Here is a 19,820-nt window from a genome sequence, read left to right as displayed (position 1 = left end):
GCTTTATTTGAAATGAGAACCATTATTATTTAAATTCAGGCGTCTATCCGTTTACAGCATTGCGGTCGGGAAGCGTTTTTCCTTTCGACCGGTGTACTGTCATCAAGACCCGCAAAGGGGTGGTATTGCAGAAGATGGTGATCTCATGAGTCAGGCCGATTTTCTTCCCGTCAGCGGCGCGCAGGCCGGTATCTGGTACGGCCAGCAAAGCAGTACCTGTCAGGGAGGATATTCCACCGCACAGTGCCTTGAGTTCACGGGTGCCATCGATATCGACCGGCTGGCACTGGCAGCGTCGATGGCCGTGAGCGAGGCCGACGGGCTGTTTGAGGGCTTTGTGGCCACTGACAACGGACCGGCAAGGACTGCGGGCAGTGGCACCGGCCGGGCCGTCGTGCCGGAGATCATCGATTTGCGCGATAATCCTTATGCCCGCGAGCTGGCATGGCATCAGATGGCCGCTCGTCGGGAAGCCCCCTTTGCGCTGGAAAAAGGGCCGCTGTATCGCCAGGCTCTCTGGCGCCTGGCAGACGGCCACATCCTCTGGTGGCTCAACATGCACCACGTGGCGGCGGATGCCTGGGCCTATGGGCTGATACAGCAGCGCGCCGCCGAGCACTATATCGCGCTGGGCAAGGGAGAAAACGCCAGAGCCGGCTGGTATGGCAGCATTGATCGCGTCATCGAGGAGGAGCAGGGCTATCTGGCCGGCGCGGCGCTTGCCAGGGACCGTGCTCACTGGCACGCACTGTTCGCCGATGATCCCGAACCCGTGTCACCGTCGGGACGGTTTGCCCCGGCGCAGCCCCATGCACTGCGCTGCGAGATGGCGCTGGGTCATCATGAGAGTCAGCAATTTCATGAACAGTGCCGGGCACAGCAGCAGGGGCTTGCCGAAGCCATTCTGGCGGCCAGCGGGGCCTGGTATGCACGCATGTGTCAGCGCAGTGACGTGACGCTGGGCGTGCCCATGATGGGGCGCATGCAGGGGGCAGCGCTGCGTGCCCCCATGACTCAGGTCAATATGCTGCCGCTGCGTCTGCAAAACGACTTCAGTGCCACGCCGCTGCAGTGGTGCCGGTCGGCGGCCGAGTCGCTGGCCAGCCTGCGCCGTCATCAGCGTTACCGCCACGAGTGGCTGCTGCGGGAGCTGGGGCGCCGTCCCGGCAGGCGTCCGCTTCTGGGCATGCACGTCAACGTTCTGCCGTTTGATTCAAGCGGTCAGTGGCCGCAAAGCCGGGTATACCGGCATCATCTCGTGGCGGGCCCGGTCGATGATCTGGTCTTTTCGGTCTATCTCGGCGGTGACAGCGAGGCCATGCGCCTGGCGCTCGATGGCAACCCCGCACTGTATGACAAGGCCGAGCTTGAGTGGCATCTCGCGCGCCTGGCGCAGTGGCTTGTCAATTTCATGGCCGCACCTGAAGCGCCGGTGGAAGAGCTGATGCTGGCCACTCCCGAGGATCGTGAGGCGCTGGCACGCTTTAATGCCACCGACCACCCGGTAGAAAAGACACACATGGCCACGCTTTTCGAGCGTCAGGTCAGTGAAACGCCGGATGCGCCGGCGCTGGTGGCGCAAGGGCAGACGCTGGATTACCAGGCGCTGGGACGTCAGGTTCAGGCGCTGGCCGATACCCTGACCGGGCAGGGCGTCTGCCCGGGTGACGCAGTGGGTGTGGCGCTGCCGCGTTCGCTGGAAATGCAGGTGGCGCTGCTGGCCATCCATCATGTGGGGGCCGCCTGGCTGCCGCTGCCGCTGGAATACCCGGATGCGCGCCTCGACGATATCGTCACGCGCGCCGCACCGCGTCTGATCCTGAGCTTTGAGTCGCAGCGCGAGCGCTTTGCCCGCACTCCGGTCGTGAATCCGGCGCTGGCGGACAGTGCCGGGGCCCAGGCATTGTTGCCCGGCAGTGCAGGGCAGCGTGACGTCGCACTGGGCGCCTATATCCTGTTCACCTCCGGGTCGACCGGCACGCCCAAGGGGGTACTGGTCGAGCATCACGCCATCGTCAACCGCATCCTCTGGATGCAGGGGCGCTATGCACTGGGAGAAAAGGACCGGGTGCTGCAGAAAACGCCCAACGGGTTCGATGTCTCGGTATGGGAATTCCTCTGGCCCATGGTCAGCGGCGCAGCGCTGGTCATGGCGAAGGAGGGCGGACACCGCGACCCGCGCTATCTGATCGACACCATGATCGGTGAGGCGATCACCACGCTGCACTTTGTGCCCTCGATGCTTGATATCCTGCTCGATGAATTGAGTGATCGGGACATTGAGCGCCTGCACGCCCTGCGCCAGGTCTTTGTCAGCGGCGAGGCGCTCTCCCGCGAGCTGGAGAAGCGCTTTTTGACCCGTCTGCCCGGCGTGGCCCTGCACAATCTGTATGGCCCGACCGAGGCGGCGGTAGACGTCAGTGCCTGGCAGTGTGATGCCAGCGATACAGGCAGCAGTGTGCCCATTGGCGCACCGATCTGGAATACCCATCTACATGTGCTTGATGCCGGTTTGCAGCCGGTGCCGCCGGGAATGTCGGGCGAGCTCTACATTGCCGGGCGCAATCTGGCACGCGGCTATCTGGGCCAGCCGGCGCTGACGGCCGAACGCTTTATCGACTGTCCGACGCTTGAGCCCGACTCGAAGCTCTATCGCACCGGTGATCTGGCGCGCTGGCGTTTTGACGGCGTGCTCGAATATCTGGGGCGCATCGACCATCAGATCAAGCTGCGTGGGCAGCGCCTGGAGCTGGGAGAGATCGAATCCGTCATGCTCTCCCATGATGAGGTGGCGCACGCCGTGGTCAGCGTTCACGGTAGCGGCAACAGTGCCCGGCTGGTCGGCTATGTCGTGCCCCGGGATGCTCGGACCCTTGAGCTGGATACGCTCAAGCGCCATCTGGCTCGTACTCTGCCGGACTATATGGTTCCCGGGACGATCATGATGCTTGAGGCGCTGCCGCTGAGCCCCAGTGGCAAGCTCGATCGTCGGGCCCTGCCGGCCCCGGAGGCCGGTGAGGAACGCGTTGCACCGGCGACGCCCCGTCAGCAGATCATGGCCGATCTATTTGCGGAAGTCCTCGGCCTTGAGCGCGTCGGTATCCGGGACAACTTCTTCGATCTGGGTGGCAATTCGCTGAACGCGCTGCAGCTGATGCGACGTCTCAACGAGGCGCTGGGATCAAGTCTGACCATTGCCACGCTGTTTGAAGCACCGACCATTGAGGCACTTGATGCGCTCGATTTGGCGGGCGCTGCGGCCGGCGGGCTGGATGTGGTACTGCCGCTGCGCGAAGGAGGCGAGGCATCGCCCGTTTTTTGCATCCATCCGGCGGGCGGTCTGGCCTGGTGCTATGCGGGGCTTGCACGCACGCTGTCGTCCCGCTATCCCTTGTATGGCCTGCAGGCACGCGGACTGCTGCCGGAGAGTCGACTGCCGGAGACCATGGAGGCGATGGCGCATGACTACATCGCACAGATGCGTCGACGCCAGCCTCACGGGCCCTATTATCTGCTGGGCTGGTCGGTTGGCGGTATGATCGCGCATACCATGGCTGCCCTGCTGGAGCGGGAAGGCGAGGAGGTTGGCATGCTGGCGCTGCTGGATGCCTACCCGGCGGACCTCTGGCGCGACATGACGCCACCGGATGAAGGCATGGCGCTTGAGGCGCTTTTGCGTATTGCCGGGCTTGCCGATATGACGCTGACAGAAGATATCGGATCGCGCCGGGCACAGGTCATTGCGCTGCTACAGCGTGAAGGCAGTGCACTGGGACAGCTGTCATCATCAACGCTGGACGGCCTGGTGGACGTGGTAATCAACAATAGCCGACTGGTACGCGATACCCATCATCTGGTGTATGGCGGCGACATGCATTTCTTTACGGCGGCCACGCCCCGGGAAGAAGACTGGCTGGATCGACGCGCCTGGCAGCCCTATGTGGGCGGCGACATCGTCAATCTTGATCTGCCGGCCACCCACCCGGAACTCATGCACCAAAGGCATCTGGCAACGATCGCGCAGCGTCTGATGCGCGTGCTCGAATCGCAGCCTGTCTGTTTCGATATGGCGCCATGAGAGCAAGCCAGCCTGAAACGCTCATCGCCGGAATCCTCAAACGCTGTCCTCTGGTGGGGCTTGGGGAGATTCACTGGTGTCCGGAGGTGATGGCCGCGATTACCACGCTGCTGGAAAATCCGGCGCTGGAGGGAACGTTTGACGATATCGTTGTCGAATTTGGCAGCGAGCGTCACCAGGCATGGCTTGACCGCTACATCAGCGGTGAGAACGTCGGTGAGACGGGGCTTGAGGCGGTCCGGCAGGACACGCTCTATTTTCTGCTGTGGAGTCCGCCCGTTTATGCCGACTTCTTCAGGCGTATCCGTGCCATCAATCTGCAGCGGCTTCCAGCGCGTCGCGTTCGCATCGTGTTGGCCGAACCGCGCATTGACTGGGAAACACTCGACAGCGAGACGTTTGCCCTCTGGCACGAACAGCGTGAGAAGGCTTACGCTGAACGTGTCGAGCGGGAGGTGCTTGATAAAGGTCGTCGCGCCATACTGGTGTTCGGGCTGCGTCATCTCACGCATTGCGCTCTGCCCGGTGCGCGATACGCGCCGCTGGCCGAGCGCCTTGTTAAGCGCTACCCAGGGGTGATCGAATTGATTCACCCCTATCATGAGGAAAAGGGCGTCTTTTCAAGCGATCAACGCCTGGAGGATGTACTTCATAATGGTCTGATGATACCCGCCGCTTCCGAGCTCTCGGACGGCCCTGCCATGATCGACCATATCTGGTATCTCGGTGTGCTCGAGCGCCGGATTGCGCTACCCGATGCCCTGTTTGCCGACACGACCCGGCTTGACACGGTTGTGACTCGACTGCAGCGACTGGGTGAGCAACACCTCATGCGTGCCCGGAAAATGATGACTGCGTCGCAGCGGGCCATTTTTGAAGCCTGTCTGGCACGTCATATCGCCCTCGATCATGACGACCCGGCAATGTAGTCCCGAAAGACCATTATCGGAAAAACAGTGCTGGCACTGACACGGAATAGTCATCCGGCACTGTTACCGTTTTAACGACTGATAGAAACGACATAGAGATATCCATCGCCGAGAGTGCGATGAGAAAAGATAGCCCAGGGAGGGTTACATGGAATTACAGCAACTAAAACAAGCCGCTTCCCACCATCGTGAAATGGAAGTACGCGTTGTACGCAACACGTTAAGCCACATCTACCAGATTGAATGTGAAACGAGCAGCGGCGAGCGCCAAAAGCTCAGTCGCCGGGGCAAGCCCTGTCTGTTTCGCTCGATCGATGAAGCCATCGATCAGCTGCTGGGGGTGGGCATCAGCCACGCCTGGATCGTTCGTCAAAGCGAAGAGGATGGCAGCGACAGCTCACGTCGTCTGGTCCAGCTGGGTCACGTACCCGAGCTTGCCATTGCCGTCTGAGTTTAACGACCACGAATTTGATAGCGGCGCATGCCACTAAAAACACCAGTACATGACATATAAAATGAAATGACTCCGCGCCGGCCCTTGCCGGCGCTTTTTTTTGGATGGTTCGTCTCAATCACTGCCTGTGCCGGTACGCTGGCCATATCCGGCCAGATGATCGCCCTGTCCGTAGGCGGGTTCATAATCCAGCTGATCCAGAAAGCGAATGGCCTGTTCCCGCAGCGCCTGACGCTTGTCGTCGCTCATCCTGTTCAGCGAGCCATAGATGAGCTTCATGCGCTGATTGCCGGCCAGCTGCTTTTCATGGCGTTCCAGAAAGTACCAGTAGAGGCTGTTGAAAGGACAGGCGTCCTCATCAAGGCTTTTTTTGACGTCATAGCGGCAGTGCTGACAGTGATCCGACATGCGATCGATGTATTTGCCCGAGGCGCAGTAGGGTTTGGAGCCGAGATAGCCACCATCGGCGTAGAGCACCATGCCCAGCGTATTGGGCAGCTCCACCCATTCATAGGCATCGATATAGACGGCCAGATACCAGTCACACAGCGCCTCCGGGCGCACGCCGCACAGCAGGGCGAAATTGCCGGTGACCATCAGTCGCTGAATGTGATGGGCGTAGGCGTTATCCCGGGTCATCTCGATGGCGCGCCTCATGCAGCGCATATCGGTGTCGCCGCTCCAGTAGAAGGCGGGGAGACCCCGGTCGGCCTTTAAAGCATTGCGCTGCTTGTACTCCGGCATGTTCAGCCAGTAGATGCCGCGCACATATTCACGCCATCCCAGAATCTGGCGTATGAACCCTTCCGCACAGTTAAGGGGAACGCTACCGTCCTGCCAGGCCCTTTCTGCGGCCTGGCAGACCTCCAGCGGTCTGAGCAGCCCGGCGTTAAGCGCCCCTGACAGTCGGGCATGGTACAAAAAGGGATGCCGGTCGCTGATGGCGTCCTGATAATCGCCGAAAAAGGGCAGAGCGTGCTCGATGAAATGGGCAAGGTCGTTAAGCGCCTGGCGTCGCGTGATGGGCCAGTTGAAGCCCTCAAGCGAGCCGAAGTGCTGGCCGAAGTGTGTCTCGACCAGCGCCACAACCTCACGGGTGATGGCGTCCGGCTTGTGCTGTGGCGTCGCCGGAAAATCGATGTGATCGGGCAGGGGTTTGCGGTTGTCATGATCGAAATTCCACTGATCGCCCTGCGGCTTGCCGTTTTCATCCATCAAAAGGCCGGTCTCGCGACGCATCCAGCGATAAAAGTGTTCCATGCGAAATCGCTGGCGGCCCTGCGCCCATTGATGAAAGCTTTCCCGGGTGCAGAAAAAGCGGTCGTCGTGAACCGTGTGCCAGGCCAGGACGCCGTGGCGTCTTTTCTGAATGCGATCAAAAAGACGCCATTCACCGGGATAGGTCACTCGAATTTCGTCACAGTCATAAAGCCGGGCAACACGCTCGGCCTCATCGATCAGGTCGTGGGTATTATCGCCATCATCTAGGCAGGTGTAGTGTACCTGCCGACCCTGGCCACGAAGCGTCTCGGCAAAATGACGCATGGCAGAAAAAAGAAAGGCAATCTTTTGTGGATGATGCGGGACATAGCGTCCCTCTTCCTCGACCTCGAACAAAGCGACCACAGCGTCGGCGGGGGCGCCTGTCAAAACGGGGAGATCATCGGTCAGTTGATCACCCAGGATTACGATCAGGGGGCAAGACATTTACACTTCCTGCATGTAGCAAATAGGGACATTTCATCAACACTGTTCAGACAGCGCTGATAGAATAATTTCATTAAGGTCGTTCTTTTTTGAGGGCTGGCATAATCAAGACCCTCTGGTCACTGCAAGGAGTATAGACATGGCGCAGGCCCCCTTCGGCGTACTGCTGGCCAATCTTGGCACCCCGGATGAACCCACCCCTGCCGCCGTGCGCCGCTATCTGGGTGAATTTTTGTGGGATCGGCGAGTCATCGATGTTTCCCGCCCGCTGTGGTGGTTCATTCTCAACGCCATTGTCCTTCGAACGCGCCCCAAGCGAGTGGCCGAGGCCTATGCCAGCGTCTGGGAGGAGGAAGGCTCGCCGCTGCTGGCCATCGGCCGTCGACAGCAGCGTGCGCTCAAGGCGCATCTGGACGCGCAGTACGGCTGTGATATCCCGGTCGAACTTGGCATGACCTACGGCCGGCCGACCATGGAAAGTGCCGGTCTCACCTTTCGTCGTGCCGGGGTCAATCGCATCGTGGTGCTGCCGCTCTACCCGCAGTACTCACGCACCACCACAGCGGCCGTCTTCGACCGCCTGGCCGATGCGCTCAAGCCGTGTCCGGATATTCCCGAGATGCATTTTATCCGCGACTATCATGACGACAGCGGCTACATCTCGGCGCTGGCCGAAAGCGTTCGCGAGCACTGGGCCACGCGCGGCAAACAAAATCATCTGCTGATCTCCTGGCACGGCATTCCCAAACGCTATGCCCAGGAAGGCGACCCCTACCCGAAACACTGTCGGGCGACCAGTGAGGCACTGGCTCGGGAGCTGGGGCTTGAGGACAGCGAGTGGACCATGACCTTTCAGTCCCGTTTCGGGCGCGAAGAGTGGCTCAAGCCCTACACCGACGAGACGCTCAAGAACTGGGATGTGAAGACCACCCCCGGCATTGATGTCATCTGTCCGGGCTTTGCAGCCGACTGTCTGGAAACGCTGGAAGAGATTCAGGAAGAAAACCGCGAATACTTCGTTGAAGCCGGTGGTGAAGACTATACCTACGTACCGGCGCTCAACGACCGCGAAAGTCACATTGAGGCGCTGGCAGGGCTGGTCGAGAGAAACACGCGCAACTGGCGCTGAAATCCGGCTGGCGGGCGGTCAGCGCCTCAGGGGCGCTGACCGCTGCCCGGGTCTTCCGGATGCGGCGTATCCGGCTCCTGGGCCACATCCTCTTCGCGAAGCTCGCTGGGCGCCCCGGTTGTCGAGGAGTCGCTGGGCAGCTTTTGATGCAGTGCCACCTTGGCCAGCAGGTGGGCACTGATGGGGGCCGTGATCAGCAAAAAGATGGTGACCAGAAGCAGCTGAATGTGAAAGGTGCGCTCGATCAATACAAAATACAGCATGCAGGCGACCAGAATCAGTCCGACGCCCAGCGTTGTGGCCTTGGCCGGGCCATGCATGCGTAGATAAAAGTCACGCAGATGCACCATGCCAAACGAGCTGATGAAGGTAATCAGCCCGCCGGCGATCAGAAAAAAGGCCGTCAGCGCCTCGAGCGCCGTGTCGATCCATGCCTTGTCCAACCACGCCATGATGGCCTCCTATTCGATAATGTCGCCGCGCAGCAGGTACTTGCATACGGCAACGGTACTGATAAATCCCAGCATGGCGATCAGCAGGGCCCCTTCAAAATAGACCCGGGTGCTCAGCCAGATCGTGTACAGGATGATCAGGGCAATGCTGTTCACGTACATGGTATCGAGCGCAATGATGCGATCCGGCAGGGAAGGCCCCACCAGCAGCCGGTAGGCGTTGAGAACGATGGCCATGGCGACCAGAAAAAAGCTGATCCACAGCGCAATACCGATCATTCGTAAATCTCCATGAGCGGTCGCTCGTAGCGGTTGTATATCTCGTCGATGATGGCCTGTTCATCGTCGGTATCCAGCACGTGAATCAGCAGGCTGCGCCCGTCGAGTCGCAGGTTCGCCGAAATGGTGCCCGGCGTCAGACTGATGGTGCTGGCCAAAAGCGTGATGCTGAAATCGCGCTTGAGCGTCAGCGGGTACTCGACGAAGGCCGGGCGAGGGCGCCGCCAGGGGCGGGCGATCAGCCAGGCCACTTCCAGATTGGCCAGCAGGATATCCACCATGACGCGCAGGGTGTATCGCAGCAACAGCAGCGGTTTTTTGACCACCGGCTGGGCATCCCAGAAGCGCTGCGTCATGAGCGGAATGGCGATGCCCAGGATGGCGCCCATGATCACGGAGCCATAGGTAATGACGTCAGACAACATGATCCAGACCAGCGTCAGGATCAGGGAGAGGATAGGCCTTGGAAGGCAGCGTTTAATCAGCATCGACAGACGCTCCTGACGCAACTGAAGAGGTATCGCCCAGCACGGCGCTGCGATACTGGGCGGTATCGGCCACCTGTTCGGCCGTGGCGTGGGTATAACCGCCGATGGGGCCTGCCAGTACGACCAGCAGCGGCGCCGCCGACAACAGTACAACCGTTCCCACCATCTTGCCTCGCGAGAGACGCTCACTGACCCGGTCGCCGTTATTGTAGCGCCAGAAGACGGTCGAGCCGGCACGCGAGGCGGCCACAACGCCTGCCAGGCTGGACAGCAGCAGCAGCGGCCACAGCCAGAGGCCTTCCGACAGGGTGGCCGTCGACATCAGCCACGCCTTGGCCAGCGCTCCCGACAGCGGCGGAAGTCCGGCCGAACTGACAGCGCCGATCATGTAAAGGGCGCTGAACAGGGTGGCGTACTTGAACTTTCTGCTGCGCACGATACGTGTACCCACCTTGCCGCGCTGATCGGCGATCAAATCGGCCAGCAGGAAAAGCCCGCCGTTGATCAGGGTGGTATGGATCAGATAGAACAGCATGGCGCCGCGCGAGGCCGTGCTGTCCATGCCCAGTCCGCACAACAGGGTGCCGACCGAGATCAGCGTGAAATAAGAGATCTGCATGCGCAGATCGCGCGCGGCCAGCACGGCGATCGTCGCCATGGCAAGGGTGGCCAGCCCGCCCCACCACAGCCAGGGCTGCGCCAGGTTCGAGAGGTCACCAGCCTGTTCCCCGAAAATCAGTGTATAGACACGAAAGATGGCGTAGATCCCCACCTTGGTCATGATGGAGAACAGCGCCGCGATTGGCGCCGGCGCCGAACTGTAGGCGCGTGGCAGCCAGAAATAGAGCGGCAGAATGGCGGCCTTGAGGCCAAAGACCACCAACAGCAGCAGCGCGCCGGCCCGGACAAGGCCCTGTCGATCGGCCGGCAGCTGACTGACGCGTTCGGCCATATCGGCCATGTTGAGCGTGCCGATCGTGCCGTACAAAACGCCCAGCGCGATCAGAAACAGGGACGAGCCTGCCAGGTTCAGCACCACGTAGTGTACGCCCGCCTGCACGCGTGACTTGCCCCCGCCATGCATCAACAACGCATAGGAGGCCAGCAGCAGCACCTCGAAAAAGACAAACAGGTTGAACAGATCGCCGGTCAAAAACGCACCGTTGATGCCCATGAGCTGCAGGTGAAAGAGCCCGTGGAAGTTGGAGCCCTGATTGTCTTCGCCACCGCTGGCGTGGATGACGCTTCCCAGTGCCAGCAAAGCGGTCAGCAGTATCATCATGGCCGACAGGCGATCGGCCACCACCACGATGCCATAGGGGGCCTGCCAGTTGCCCAGGCGATAGACCAGCGTGTCGCCGCCGGCGACCTGGCTGACCAGCCAGAAGCCCACCGCCACCAACAGCGCCGTGGCGGTAATGGAGATGGTGCGCCTGACCGGATCGGCCCCTTCACGCTTTCGCAGCAGGATGATGGCCGTTATCAGGGGCAACAGAACCGGGAGAATGGGCAGATGCTGCATCACGCCTTGTTCTCCCGCGGGTCGTCACGATCGGTACGGCTGCCATCGACGCTGTCGCTGCCCAGATCGCCTCTGGCGCGCATCGCCAGAATGATGGCAAAGGCGGTCATGGCAAAGCCGATGACGATGGCGGTCAGTACCAGTGCCTGCGGTAGCGGGTCGGCGTAGTTGTCATTGGTGCCGACCAGTGCCGCCCCGTGTGTGGTCAGCCCGCCCATGGAGAACAAAAACAGATTGACGGCATAGGAGAGCAGCGTCAGTCCGACGACGACCGGAAAGGTACGTCCGCGCAGGGTCAGATAGACGCCGCTGGCCGTCAGGATACCGGTGGTGATGGCGTAGAGTGCTTCCATCAGGGTGTGTCCTTGTTGGGTCGGTGGGCGGTCGTGAGCTTGCCCAGATTGGCCAGAATCATGAGCGTGGCGCCAACGACGGCCAGATAAATGCCACCATCAAAGATCAGGGCACTGGCCAGCTCGATATCACCGATCAGGGGCAGGTGAAAATGATCAAAGGTCGAGGTCAAAAACGGATAGCCAAACAGCCAGCTGCATAGCCCGGTGACGGTCGACAGGGCCACACCGGCAATGGCGATGGGCTGGAACTGGAAATCCAGTCGCTGCTGTGCCCACTCCACCCCGCGTGACATGTACAAAAGAATCAGAGCCACCGCCGTGATCAGACCGGCAATGAAGCCACCGCCTGGCTGGTTGTGACCGCGCAGGAAGATGAAAAATGAGACCAGCAGGGCCAGCGGCAGCAGGGTCTGGGAGACCACCATCAACAGTGTCGGGTGGCGGTCGTCGGACCACAGGCGACCTTCCATGTCAGTGGCCGGCATGAACAGACGAAGACGGTTCAACAGCTTGAAAATGGCCAGACCGGCAATGGCCAGCACCGTGATTTCACCCAGCGTATCAAAGCCACGAAAGTCCACCAGAATGACGTTAACGACGTTGTGTCCGCCGCCGCCCGGTACGCTCTGGTTGATGAAAAACTCCGAAATGCTGTTGAGATCCCGCGTCAGGACGGCAAAGTTGAGACTCGCCACTGCGCCACCAAAGCCTGTAGCAATCAGGATGTCGCGGACCACGCGAGCGCCACCGGACTCCTTGGGCGTTTTCTGCGGCAGGAAAAAGAGTGCCAGCATCAAAAGGATCATGGTCACGACTTCGACCGACAGCTGGGTCAGGGCCAGATCGGGCGCCGAGAAACGGGCAAAGGTCAGGGCGACCACCAGCCCCACCACGGAGAGCATCAAAAGGGAAATCAGGCGATAGCGGTGCAGCGCGGCTGTCAGCACGCCGCCCATGATCAAAAGTGCGGCGCCCAGTACGACGATCGGATCCAGCGCCTGCTGTTCCAGATTACCGGCCAGCATGTCCAGATCCGCCAGGCCAAGCCCCATGGCCAGCACGGAAACGCCCATCAGCCAGAACATGTAGCGCTGCAGCGAGCCGTTTTCCAATCGATCGATCAGGCGCTCACACAGGCCTACCAGACGCTGAACGAAGGCTTCAAAAATATAGCGGGCGTCCTGCGGACGGAACTGGCGGTTGAAGCGCATCAGATGGCGATGAAGCAGGTGCAACACGATGCCGCCGACAATCACGGCCATGCTCAGCAGCAGCGCCGGATTGATGCCGTGCCAGAGCGCCAGGTGAAATTCGGGCATCTCGCCGGATACGGTCGCGCGTACGGCGTCTTCAAGTATCGGCGACTGGGGCAGGGTGGGTACCAGTCCCACGATGATACACAGCGCCACCAGCAGCTCGACCGGAAAGCGCATCGGCCACGGTGGCTCATGCGGCGTTTTGGGCGGCTCCTGACGAGGGCGGCGGAAAAAGGTGGCATAGGCCAGACGCAGGGAGTAGGCCACGGACAGCAGGCCGCCCAGCGCCGCCAGCAGGGGCACGATCCATGCCAGACCGCCGAACTCTCTTGAAGACAGCACCTCGGTGAAAAACATCTCCTTGGAGATGAAGCCGTTCAGCGGCGGCAGTCCCGCCATCGAGACCGTGGCAATACAGGTAAGCACCGTCGTAATCGGCATGAGCCTGTAAAGACCGCCAAGCTTTCGCACATCACGAGTGCCGGTTTCGTGATCCACGATGCCGGCGGCCATGAACAGCGACGCCTTGAACAGGGCGTGATTGATGATGTGAAAAAGGGCGGCCAGCAGTGCCTGTGAATTGCCAAGTCCCAGAAGCGAGGTGATCAGGCCCAGGTGACTGATGGTGGAAAAGGCCAGAATCCCCTTGAGATCGGTTTTCAAAAAGGCAAACCATGCCCCGTACACCAGGGTCACCAGACCGGTCAGGGTGACGATGACTGTCCACAGTTCGGTGCCGGAAAGCGCCGGATGCAGGCGCAGCATCAAAAAGATGCCGGCCTTGACCATGGTGGCCGAGTGCAGATAGGCCGAGACCGGCGTGGGTGCGGCCATGGCATGGGGTAGCCAGAAATGGAACGGAAACTGGGCCGATTTGGTAAAGGCCCCCAGCAGCACCAGTACGAGAATGGCCGGGTAGAGCGGGCTTGCCGTGATCAGATCATGGCTGTCGAGTACCACGCCCATGTCATAGGTGCCCGTGACCCTGCCGATCAGCAAAACGCCTGCCAGCAGCGCCAGCCCTCCGGCACCGGTCACCGTCATCGCCATGCGCGCGCCCTTGCGCGCTGTTGTCTCATGGGACCAGAAACTGATCAGCAAAAAGGAAGAGATACTGGTCAGTTCCCAGAATCCCCATAGCAGCAATAAATTGTCCGACATGACAATGCCGACCATGGCGGTCATGAACAGCATCAAAAAGGCATAGAACCGCGACATCGAGTCCTTTTCGGACAGGTAATAGCGGGTATAAAGGATGATCAACAGCCCGATGCCGAGGATCAGCAGCAAAAACAGCAGCGACAGACCATCCAGCCGAAAGGCCAGCTCAAGGCCCATTGCAGGCAGCCACTGTAATGAAGTGCGCATGACCTCTTCGCCGGCATGCCCCAGATAAAAATAAAGGACAAGGCCAAGCGCGATGGCCGGTGCGACGGCGGTTGCCAGGGCACAGACGGTTCTGCCGCCGCGTATGGCAAGCGCAGGGACGAAAACGCCCAGAAAGGTCAGCAGAGGGATCCAGGGCAGGGTCATGAATGCTTGTTTCCTGATGAAAGGCTTCCAGTGTACTGACTATTCGACATGCCACGAGGATCGGTGGCCAACAGCGCAGGCGCTGAAGCAGACCGGATGACGGGCATCATGAATAGACGACACAGCGAGCAAATCCCGCGGTGCAGCATGCGTCAGTTGATTCCTTGCAGGGCCGGTCAGAGGTATCGAACAGAAACCCGCCAAGGGCGGGAAGCCGTCTCCCGTGAGGGGCCGGCCCTTGTTATTAATAATTTGCAGAATGTTGCGCTATGCAATGACATCAAGCAGTTAGGCGATTCTCCCTTGCAGATGGCGCGCTGGCAATACCCCCTGCCATGTGTGGGAGTGCTTTTCGCTGTCAAACCTTAATCTTAAGGTTAAATGATTGAAAAGAGCACACCATTGCCGCTGTAATGCGAACCTACGATAGCACATCATGCCCGATTTGCTGCCTTCTTCCATAAACAGGCAAGGATGTCGAACGGTGATTACTAGCCGTTTGCAGGCTGTCAGGTCGTAACATCAGGTAGCACAAGGAGAGAGAACGCATCATGCAGATTGCCGTGTTGACCGGATTTGTCCTGGCCATCCTCGTTCCTCTTCTGTCTCGCTGTTGCGGTAGCCGTACCGGAATGGTACTGGCGCTTTATCCAGCCGCCATCGCTGTCTGGCTGGTGTCGCTGGCACCGGAAGTGCTGAGCTCGGGCGGTATCTATTTTGAGCAGGCCTGGGCGCCCAGTCTCGGGTTGAGCCTGAGTTTCTGGCTGGATGGCCTGTCGCTTTTGTTCGGTCTTTTGATCAGCGGTATCGGTACGTTGATCATCATTTATGCCAGTGGCTATCTCCACGGTCACCCACAGCTTGCCCGTTTTTATGTGCTGATCCTGTCTTTCATGTCTTCCATGCTGGGTGTGGTCATGGCGGATGGGTTGATGACGCTTTTCGTCTTCTGGGAGCTGACCAGCATTACCTCCTACCTGCTGATCGGCTTCAATCACGAGGACGCCGCGGCGCGCAAGTCCGCGCTTCAGGGGCTATTGGTCACGTTTACCGGTGGCCTGGCGCTCATGAGCGGTCTGATTCTGCTTAACGTGGTGGGCGGCAGCTGGTCGCTGCAGACACTGCTCAGCGATGGTGATGCCCTGCGCGAGCACGCGCTGTATCTGCCGATGCTGCTGTGTCTTCTGGGCGGTGCCTTTACCAAGTCCGCCCAGTTTCCGTTTCACTTCTGGCTGCCCAACGCCATGGCCGCGCCCACGCCGGTCTCGGCCTATCTGCACTCGGCCACCATGGTCAAGGCCGGCATCTATCTGATGGCGCGTCTGCAGCCCGGGCTCGGGGGCACCGAGGCCTGGATGGCCATCCTGTGCGTTGTCGGTGCCATCACCATGGTCGTGGGCGCCTTTCTGGCCATCCGCCATCCCGGTATCAAGAAGGTACTGGCCTATTCCACCGTCATGGCACTGGGCACGCTAACCATGCTGCTGGGGATCGGCGGCGAGGCGGCGATGATTGCCTTTGTGACCTTTCTGGCCGCGCACTCCCTCTACAAGGGTGCGCTGTTCATGGTGGCCGGGGCCCTTGATCACGAAACGGGTACCAAGGACATCGATGAAATGGGCGGGCTGCGTCGTGCCATGCCGGTTACGGCCCTGTGTGCTTTCGTGGCGGCCATGTCGCTGGGCGGTGTGATTCCGCTTTTTGGTTTCGTGGCCAAGGAGCTGATGTTTGAAGCGGTGCTCGATGCACCACGCTTTACCGGCTTTTTGATCGGCATGAGCCTGCTGGCCTCCGTGCTGGTGGTGGCTGCGGCCGGGATCGTAGCGCTGCGGCCCTTTTTCGGCGCGCTCAAGACCACGCCAAAGACGCCGCACGAGGCGCCGCTGTCCATGCTGGCCGGCCCCTGTGTACTGGCAGGCCTGTCGCTGGTACTGGGCTTTGCGCCCTGGCTTGTGGGCGACGGCCTCTTGAACGCTGCCGCCAGCGCGGTCAGGGGGGAGAGCGTCGATGCCTCACTGTATCTCTGGCACGGCATCAATACGGCGCTGATGATGTCGATGTTCAGCCTGTGTGTCGGCCTGCTGGTGTGCTGGCGCTGGCAGAGTGTGCGGGGTGTCATCCATCGGTTCAGCCCGGTGCTTGATCGGGGGCCGGAGGCCGTGTACTGGAAGCTGATGGATCTGCTGGTGCGTCTGGCCGAGTGGCAGACCCGTCTGCTGCAAAGCGGCTACATGCGCAACTACCTGATTCTGACGCTGCTCACCTTTACCGGATTGACCGGCTATACGCTGCTGATACGTCACGGCCCGGTCTTTGATATCGAATTTGATGTGCGTTTGCAGGAAGTGGTGGTTGCACTGGTCACGGGTGCCAGCGCCGTCGTTGCCTGCATGATGCGTTCGCGGCTGGCGGCCGTGGCGGCCGCGGGCGTCATGGGCTTTGGTATCGCCCTCATCTTTTTGCTGTTCAGTGCGCCGGATCTGGCGATCACTCAGCTTCTCATCGAAACCCTGACCGTGATTCTGCTGATTCTGGTGCTGTTTCGCATGCCGAAGTTTTCAAGCCTGTCGACGCCCATGGATCGCGTGCGTGACATGGTGGTGGCCATTGCGACAGGTGTGCTGATGACACTCCTGATTCTGACCGTACTGGCACAGGATCTGTTTACCTCCATTTCCGAGTACATGATCGAAAACAGCGAGCCGCTCGGACATGGCCATAACATCGTTAACGTGATCCTGGTCGACTTCCGCGCCCTCGATACCCTGGGTGAGATCTTTGTACTGTCACTGGCGGCAATCGGTGTGCTGGCCATGCTCAGACTGCAGGCGAAAGAGAAGAAGGCATAATGAAAACAGGCACTTTGATTCTGACAGTAGCCGCCCAGACCCTGGTGCCGCTACAGATTCTGTTCTCCCTTTTTCTTTTACTGCGCGGCCACGATGAACCCGGTGGCGGGTTCATCGCCGGTCTGGTGGTTGCGGGGGCGTTTGCACTGCATCAGTTTGTCAACGGCCCGGAAGCGACCCGGCGACTGCTGCGTGTCGACCCGCGCGACTGCATTGGTATCGGTCTGCTGTTGGGCGTCGGCTCGGCCTTTCCGGCCTGGTGGCAGGGAGAGGCGTTTCTGACCGCACAGTGGTGGGACGTTCTGGGACTCAAGCTCTCGACGCCGTTGATTTTCGATATCGGCGTTTACCTGGTCGTGCTGGGGTCAGTATTGACAGCGGTGATCACGCTGACGGAGGTCGATAAGGATGAGGCATGACACGCGCGTATCATCAAGGGAGGGCGCTCCATGGAACCCATAATGGCGGTGGTCATCGGCGTGATTTACGCCTCTGCCATCTACATGATGCTGCGGCGATCGATCGTCAAGCTGGTCATTGGACTGATCCTGATTTCGAACGCGGCCAATCTGCTGATCTTCACGGTGGCCGGCATGACGCGCGATGCACCGCCACTGATTCCCATGAACGGTGATCCGCTGGGCGATATCGTGGCCGACCCGCTGCCCCAGGCACTGGTCCTGACGGCCATCGTGATCGCGTTCGGCGTGCTGTCGTTCGCCGTGGTACTGATTCGCCGTGCCTACCAGATCGTCAAGGTTGATGATATGGACCAGATGAAGGATACCGACACGTGAGCCCGGAAGTAGCCCTCCCCATACTGATTCCCCTGACGGCGGGCGCGCTGTCGATGGCTTTCTGGCGCTCACGCATGATGCAGCGGCTGATCGGTGTTGTCGGTACGGCGATGCTGCTGGTCGTCAGCATCTGGCTGTTTGTCAGTGTGCAGGCTCAGGGCCATGTGGTCATGCATGCCGGCGGCTGGGAAGCGCCCTTTGGCATTACGCTGGTGGCGGATCTTTTGAGTGCCATCATGATCGTGCTGACCGGCATCATCGGTTTTGCCGTGGCGGTCTACTCACTGCCGACCATCGGGCGCGGTCACGAAACCTTTGGCTACTACCCGCTTTTGCATCTGTTGCTGGCCGGTGTGGCGGGTGCCTTTCTGACCGGCGACATCTTTAATCTGTATGTCTGGTTTGAAGTGATGCTGCTGGCCTCCTTTGCCCTGCTGATTCTGGGTGGCGAGCGCGCGCAGATGGAAGGGGCGATCAAGTACGTCACCCTCAACCTGCTGTCATCAGTCATCTTTCTCAGCGCCATCGGGCTGCTTTACGGCCTGCTGGGGACGCTTAACATGGCCGATATCGCCCGTCGCGTTGCCCTGGTCGAGGACAACACGCTGATCGATGTGGTCGCGGTCATGTTCATGATCTCGTTTGGCATCAAGGCGGCGGCGTTCCCGCTGTTTTTCTGGCTGCCGGCGGCCTATCACACACCACCGGTGGCAGTATCGGCGCTGTTTGCCGGACTGTTGACCAAGGTAGGGGTCTACGCACTGTTTCGTGTCTTTACCCTGATATTTAATCAGTCGGTGGACTTTACCCATGAAATCCTGCTGTGGGGGGCGGCGCTGACCATGCTGACCGGTGTGTTGGGGGCGGCGGCACAGTTCGAGTTCCGGCGGATTCTGTCCTTTCACATTGTCAGTCAGATCGGCTACATGCTCATGGGGCTGGCGCTTTTTACACCGCTGGCGCTGGTTGGCGGGGTGTTCTACATCCTTCACCACATCATCGTGAAGACCAATCTGTTTTTGATCAGCGGCATCGTTTATCGATTGAAGGGCACCCATGATCTTAAAAAGCTGGGCGGGGTCTACAAGGCCTGGCCGCTGCTGGGCGTGCTCTTTTTGATTCCGGCGCTGTCGCTGGCCGGTGTTCCGCCACTGTCAGGCTTTTTTGCCAAGTTTGTTTTGATCCGCGCCAGTATTGAAGCCGGTGAGATCGCCATTACGGTGATCGCTCTGGTTGTCGGACTGCTGACGCTCTATTCAATGACCAAAATCTGGGCCGAGGTGTTCTGGAAAAAGGCGCCCGATGAGGATGCCGTGAAAGCGGTGGGCCAGGTATCACAGCGCCATCTCTGGCTGATGATTCTGCCGGTTGTGGGACTGGCGGCCTGTACGGTGTTCATCGGGCTCAACGGGCAGCTTCTTTACGACGTCGCAGAAGCGTCGGCTGCGCAGCTTCTGAATCCGCAGGGCTATATCAATGCCGTACTGGGAGAGCAGCCATGACGGGGCTTTTAACCAATCTGTTACTGGCGACGGCCTGGATTGCGCTGAGTGGTGATTTCAGCATGGGCGGCATGCTGACGGGGCTGGCCTTTGGCTACCTGGTCATTTTACTGCTGCAAAATCAGCTGCCGGGTCTCAAGGGCTATGGCACCCGCCTGCCGAGAATCGTGTCCTTTGTCTTCTATTTTTTACGCGAGCTGTTCATGGCCAACTTCAAGGTCGCCTTTGATGTTGTCACGCCGCCCTGGCACATGAAACCGGGCGTTATCGCCTTTGAGCTGGAGGCGAAAACCGATCTTGAAATCGCGTTTGTGGCCAATCTGTTTTCGCTGACGCCGGGGACGCTGAGTCTGGATATTTCAGATGATCGTGAAGTGCTGTTCATTCATGCCATGTTCCTCGATGACGAGCAGGCATTGAGAAAGGATCTTCAGGAAATGGAGCGCCGTGCGCTGGCGGTGCTGCGATGACCGCGATGATCAAAAACGT

The 19,820-nt window shown here is 59.9% G+C and carries 16 protein-coding genes; 9 read left to right on the top strand and 7 right to left on the bottom strand.

The features are described 5' to 3' along the window. Positions 1–145: 145 nt before the first annotated feature. From ACS92L_RS07595 to ACS92L_RS07585, 3 genes are all read left to right on the top strand, one after another. The gene (locus tag ACS92L_RS07595) at positions 146–4,078 is read left to right on the top strand and encodes an amino acid adenylation domain-containing protein (protein ID WP_438768206.1); all 3,933 of its coding nucleotides are present in this window, start codon (positions 146–148) and stop codon (positions 4,076–4,078) included. Next, positions 4,075–5,007 (top strand): hypothetical protein, encoded by a 933-nt coding sequence (locus ACS92L_RS07590; protein WP_438768205.1) that lies wholly within the window; start codon positions 4,075–4,077, stop codon positions 5,005–5,007. Before ACS92L_RS07595 ends, ACS92L_RS07590 begins: the two co-directional genes overlap by 4 nt. Before the next feature lie 148 nt (positions 5,008–5,155). Next, entirely contained in the window at positions 5,156–5,458 is a 303-nt protein-coding gene (locus ACS92L_RS07585) for a DUF6482 family protein (protein ID WP_438768204.1), read from the top strand. A gap of 117 nt (positions 5,459–5,575) precedes the next feature. On the opposite strand, the gene ACS92L_RS07580 is transcribed toward ACS92L_RS07585, so the two are convergent. Continuing rightward, entirely contained in the window at positions 5,576–7,168 is a 1,593-nt protein-coding gene (locus ACS92L_RS07580; protein WP_438768203.1) for a cryptochrome/photolyase family protein, read from the bottom strand. 139 nt (positions 7,169–7,307) lie between these two features. On the opposite strand from ACS92L_RS07580, the gene hemH reads away from it, so the two are divergent. Beyond that, entirely contained in the window at positions 7,308–8,297 is a 990-nt protein-coding gene (gene hemH, locus ACS92L_RS07575) for a ferrochelatase (protein ID WP_438768201.1), read from the top strand. A 26-nt stretch (positions 8,298–8,323) separates the two neighbouring features. Here hemH and ACS92L_RS07570 read toward each other — a convergent pair whose 3' ends face one another. Genes ACS92L_RS07570 through ACS92L_RS07545 form a run of 6 tightly spaced genes read right to left on the bottom strand, consistent with a single transcriptional unit; the run spans position 8,324 to position 14,183 of the window. Then, positions 8,324–8,749: a Na+/H+ antiporter subunit G gene (locus ACS92L_RS07570; protein ID WP_438768200.1), complete on the bottom strand. Its 426-nt coding sequence runs from the start codon at positions 8,747–8,749 to the stop codon at positions 8,324–8,326. 9 nt (positions 8,750–8,758) lie between these two features. Next, complete coding sequence (locus ACS92L_RS07565; RefSeq protein ID WP_090133492.1) at positions 8,759–9,028, bottom strand: K+/H+ antiporter subunit F; 270 nt, start codon at positions 9,026–9,028, stop codon at positions 8,759–8,761. Beyond that, complete coding sequence (locus tag ACS92L_RS07560) at positions 9,025–9,516, bottom strand: Na+/H+ antiporter subunit E (protein WP_438768199.1); 492 nt, start codon at positions 9,514–9,516, stop codon at positions 9,025–9,027. Before ACS92L_RS07560 ends, ACS92L_RS07565 begins: the two co-directional genes overlap by 4 nt. Further along, complete coding sequence (locus ACS92L_RS07555) at positions 9,506–11,041, bottom strand: monovalent cation/H+ antiporter subunit D (protein WP_438768197.1); 1,536 nt, start codon at positions 11,039–11,041, stop codon at positions 9,506–9,508. The genes ACS92L_RS07560 and ACS92L_RS07555 overlap by 11 nt, the downstream gene beginning before the upstream one ends. Further along, positions 11,038–11,391 (bottom strand): Na+/H+ antiporter subunit C, encoded by a 354-nt coding sequence (locus tag ACS92L_RS07550; protein WP_438768196.1) that lies wholly within the window; start codon positions 11,389–11,391, stop codon positions 11,038–11,040. Before ACS92L_RS07550 ends, ACS92L_RS07555 begins: the two co-directional genes overlap by 4 nt. Next, positions 11,391–14,183 (bottom strand): monovalent cation/H+ antiporter subunit A, encoded by a 2,793-nt coding sequence (locus tag ACS92L_RS07545; RefSeq protein WP_438768195.1) that lies wholly within the window; start codon positions 14,181–14,183, stop codon positions 11,391–11,393. Before ACS92L_RS07545 ends, ACS92L_RS07550 begins: the two co-directional genes overlap by 1 nt. Positions 14,184–14,734: 551 nt before the next feature. Here ACS92L_RS07545 and ACS92L_RS07540 point away from each other — a divergent pair. The 5 genes from ACS92L_RS07540 to ACS92L_RS07520 are packed head-to-tail and all read left to right on the top strand — an operon-like array spanning position 14,735 to position 19,801. Continuing rightward, the gene (locus tag ACS92L_RS07540) at positions 14,735–17,032 is read left to right on the top strand and encodes a putative monovalent cation/H+ antiporter subunit A (RefSeq protein WP_438768194.1); all 2,298 of its coding nucleotides are present in this window, start codon (positions 14,735–14,737) and stop codon (positions 17,030–17,032) included. Next, entirely contained in the window at positions 17,029–17,451 is a 423-nt protein-coding gene (locus tag ACS92L_RS07535) for a Na+/H+ antiporter subunit B (protein ID WP_438768439.1), read from the top strand. The genes ACS92L_RS07540 and ACS92L_RS07535 overlap by 4 nt, the downstream gene beginning before the upstream one ends. A 30-nt stretch (positions 17,452–17,481) precedes the next feature. Further along, positions 17,482–17,829, top strand: a complete 348-nt coding sequence (locus ACS92L_RS07530; protein ID WP_438768192.1) for a Na+/H+ antiporter subunit C — start codon at positions 17,482–17,484, stop codon at positions 17,827–17,829. Beyond that, on the top strand, positions 17,826–19,331 hold the full coding sequence (locus ACS92L_RS07525; protein ID WP_438768191.1) for a Na+/H+ antiporter subunit D: 1,506 nt from the start codon (positions 17,826–17,828) through the stop codon (positions 19,329–19,331). Before ACS92L_RS07530 ends, ACS92L_RS07525 begins: the two co-directional genes overlap by 4 nt. Beyond that, on the top strand, positions 19,328–19,801 hold the full coding sequence (locus ACS92L_RS07520; RefSeq protein WP_438768190.1) for a Na+/H+ antiporter subunit E: 474 nt from the start codon (positions 19,328–19,330) through the stop codon (positions 19,799–19,801). Before ACS92L_RS07525 ends, ACS92L_RS07520 begins: the two co-directional genes overlap by 4 nt. Positions 19,802–19,820 lie beyond the last annotated feature (19 nt).

The organism is Kushneria halocnemicola (assembly GCF_965650455.1).
Taxonomy (GTDB): Bacteria; Pseudomonadota; Gammaproteobacteria; order Pseudomonadales; family Halomonadaceae; genus Kushneria.
This window is presented reverse-complemented; position numbering and strand designations above follow the sequence as displayed.

What these genes read in the sequence shown, in the direction of transcription:
- ACS92L_RS07595 (WP_438768206.1), top strand. Translation starts at nt 146, where the DNA reads ATGAGTCAGGCCGATTTTCTTCCCGTCAGCGGCGCGCAGGCCGGTATC.
- ACS92L_RS07590 (WP_438768205.1), top strand. Translation starts at nt 4,075, where the DNA reads ATGAGAGCAAGCCAGCCTGAAACGCTCATCGCCGGAATCCTCAAACGC.
- ACS92L_RS07585 (WP_438768204.1), top strand. Translation starts at nt 5,156, where the DNA reads ATGGAATTACAGCAACTAAAACAAGCCGCTTCCCACCATCGTGAAATG.
- ACS92L_RS07580 (WP_438768203.1), bottom strand. Translation starts at nt 7,168, where the DNA reads ATGTCTTGCCCCCTGATCGTAATCCTGGGTGATCAACTGACCGATGAT.
- hemH (WP_438768201.1), top strand. Translation starts at nt 7,308, where the DNA reads ATGGCGCAGGCCCCCTTCGGCGTACTGCTGGCCAATCTTGGCACCCCG.
- ACS92L_RS07570 (WP_438768200.1), bottom strand. Translation starts at nt 8,749, where the DNA reads ATGGCGTGGTTGGACAAGGCATGGATCGACACGGCGCTCGAGGCGCTG.
- ACS92L_RS07565 (WP_090133492.1), bottom strand. Translation starts at nt 9,028, where the DNA reads ATGATCGGTATTGCGCTGTGGATCAGCTTTTTTCTGGTCGCCATGGCC.
- ACS92L_RS07560 (WP_438768199.1), bottom strand. Translation starts at nt 9,516, where the DNA reads ATGCTGATTAAACGCTGCCTTCCAAGGCCTATCCTCTCCCTGATCCTG.
- ACS92L_RS07550 (WP_438768196.1), bottom strand. Translation starts at nt 11,391, where the DNA reads ATGGAAGCACTCTACGCCATCACCACCGGTATCCTGACGGCCAGCGGC.
- ACS92L_RS07545 (WP_438768195.1), bottom strand. Translation starts at nt 14,183, where the DNA reads ATGACCCTGCCCTGGATCCCTCTGCTGACCTTTCTGGGCGTTTTCGTC.
- ACS92L_RS07540 (WP_438768194.1), top strand. Translation starts at nt 14,735, where the DNA reads ATGCAGATTGCCGTGTTGACCGGATTTGTCCTGGCCATCCTCGTTCCT.
- ACS92L_RS07530 (WP_438768192.1), top strand. Translation starts at nt 17,482, where the DNA reads ATGGAACCCATAATGGCGGTGGTCATCGGCGTGATTTACGCCTCTGCC.
- ACS92L_RS07520 (WP_438768190.1), top strand. Translation starts at nt 19,328, where the DNA reads ATGACGGGGCTTTTAACCAATCTGTTACTGGCGACGGCCTGGATTGCG.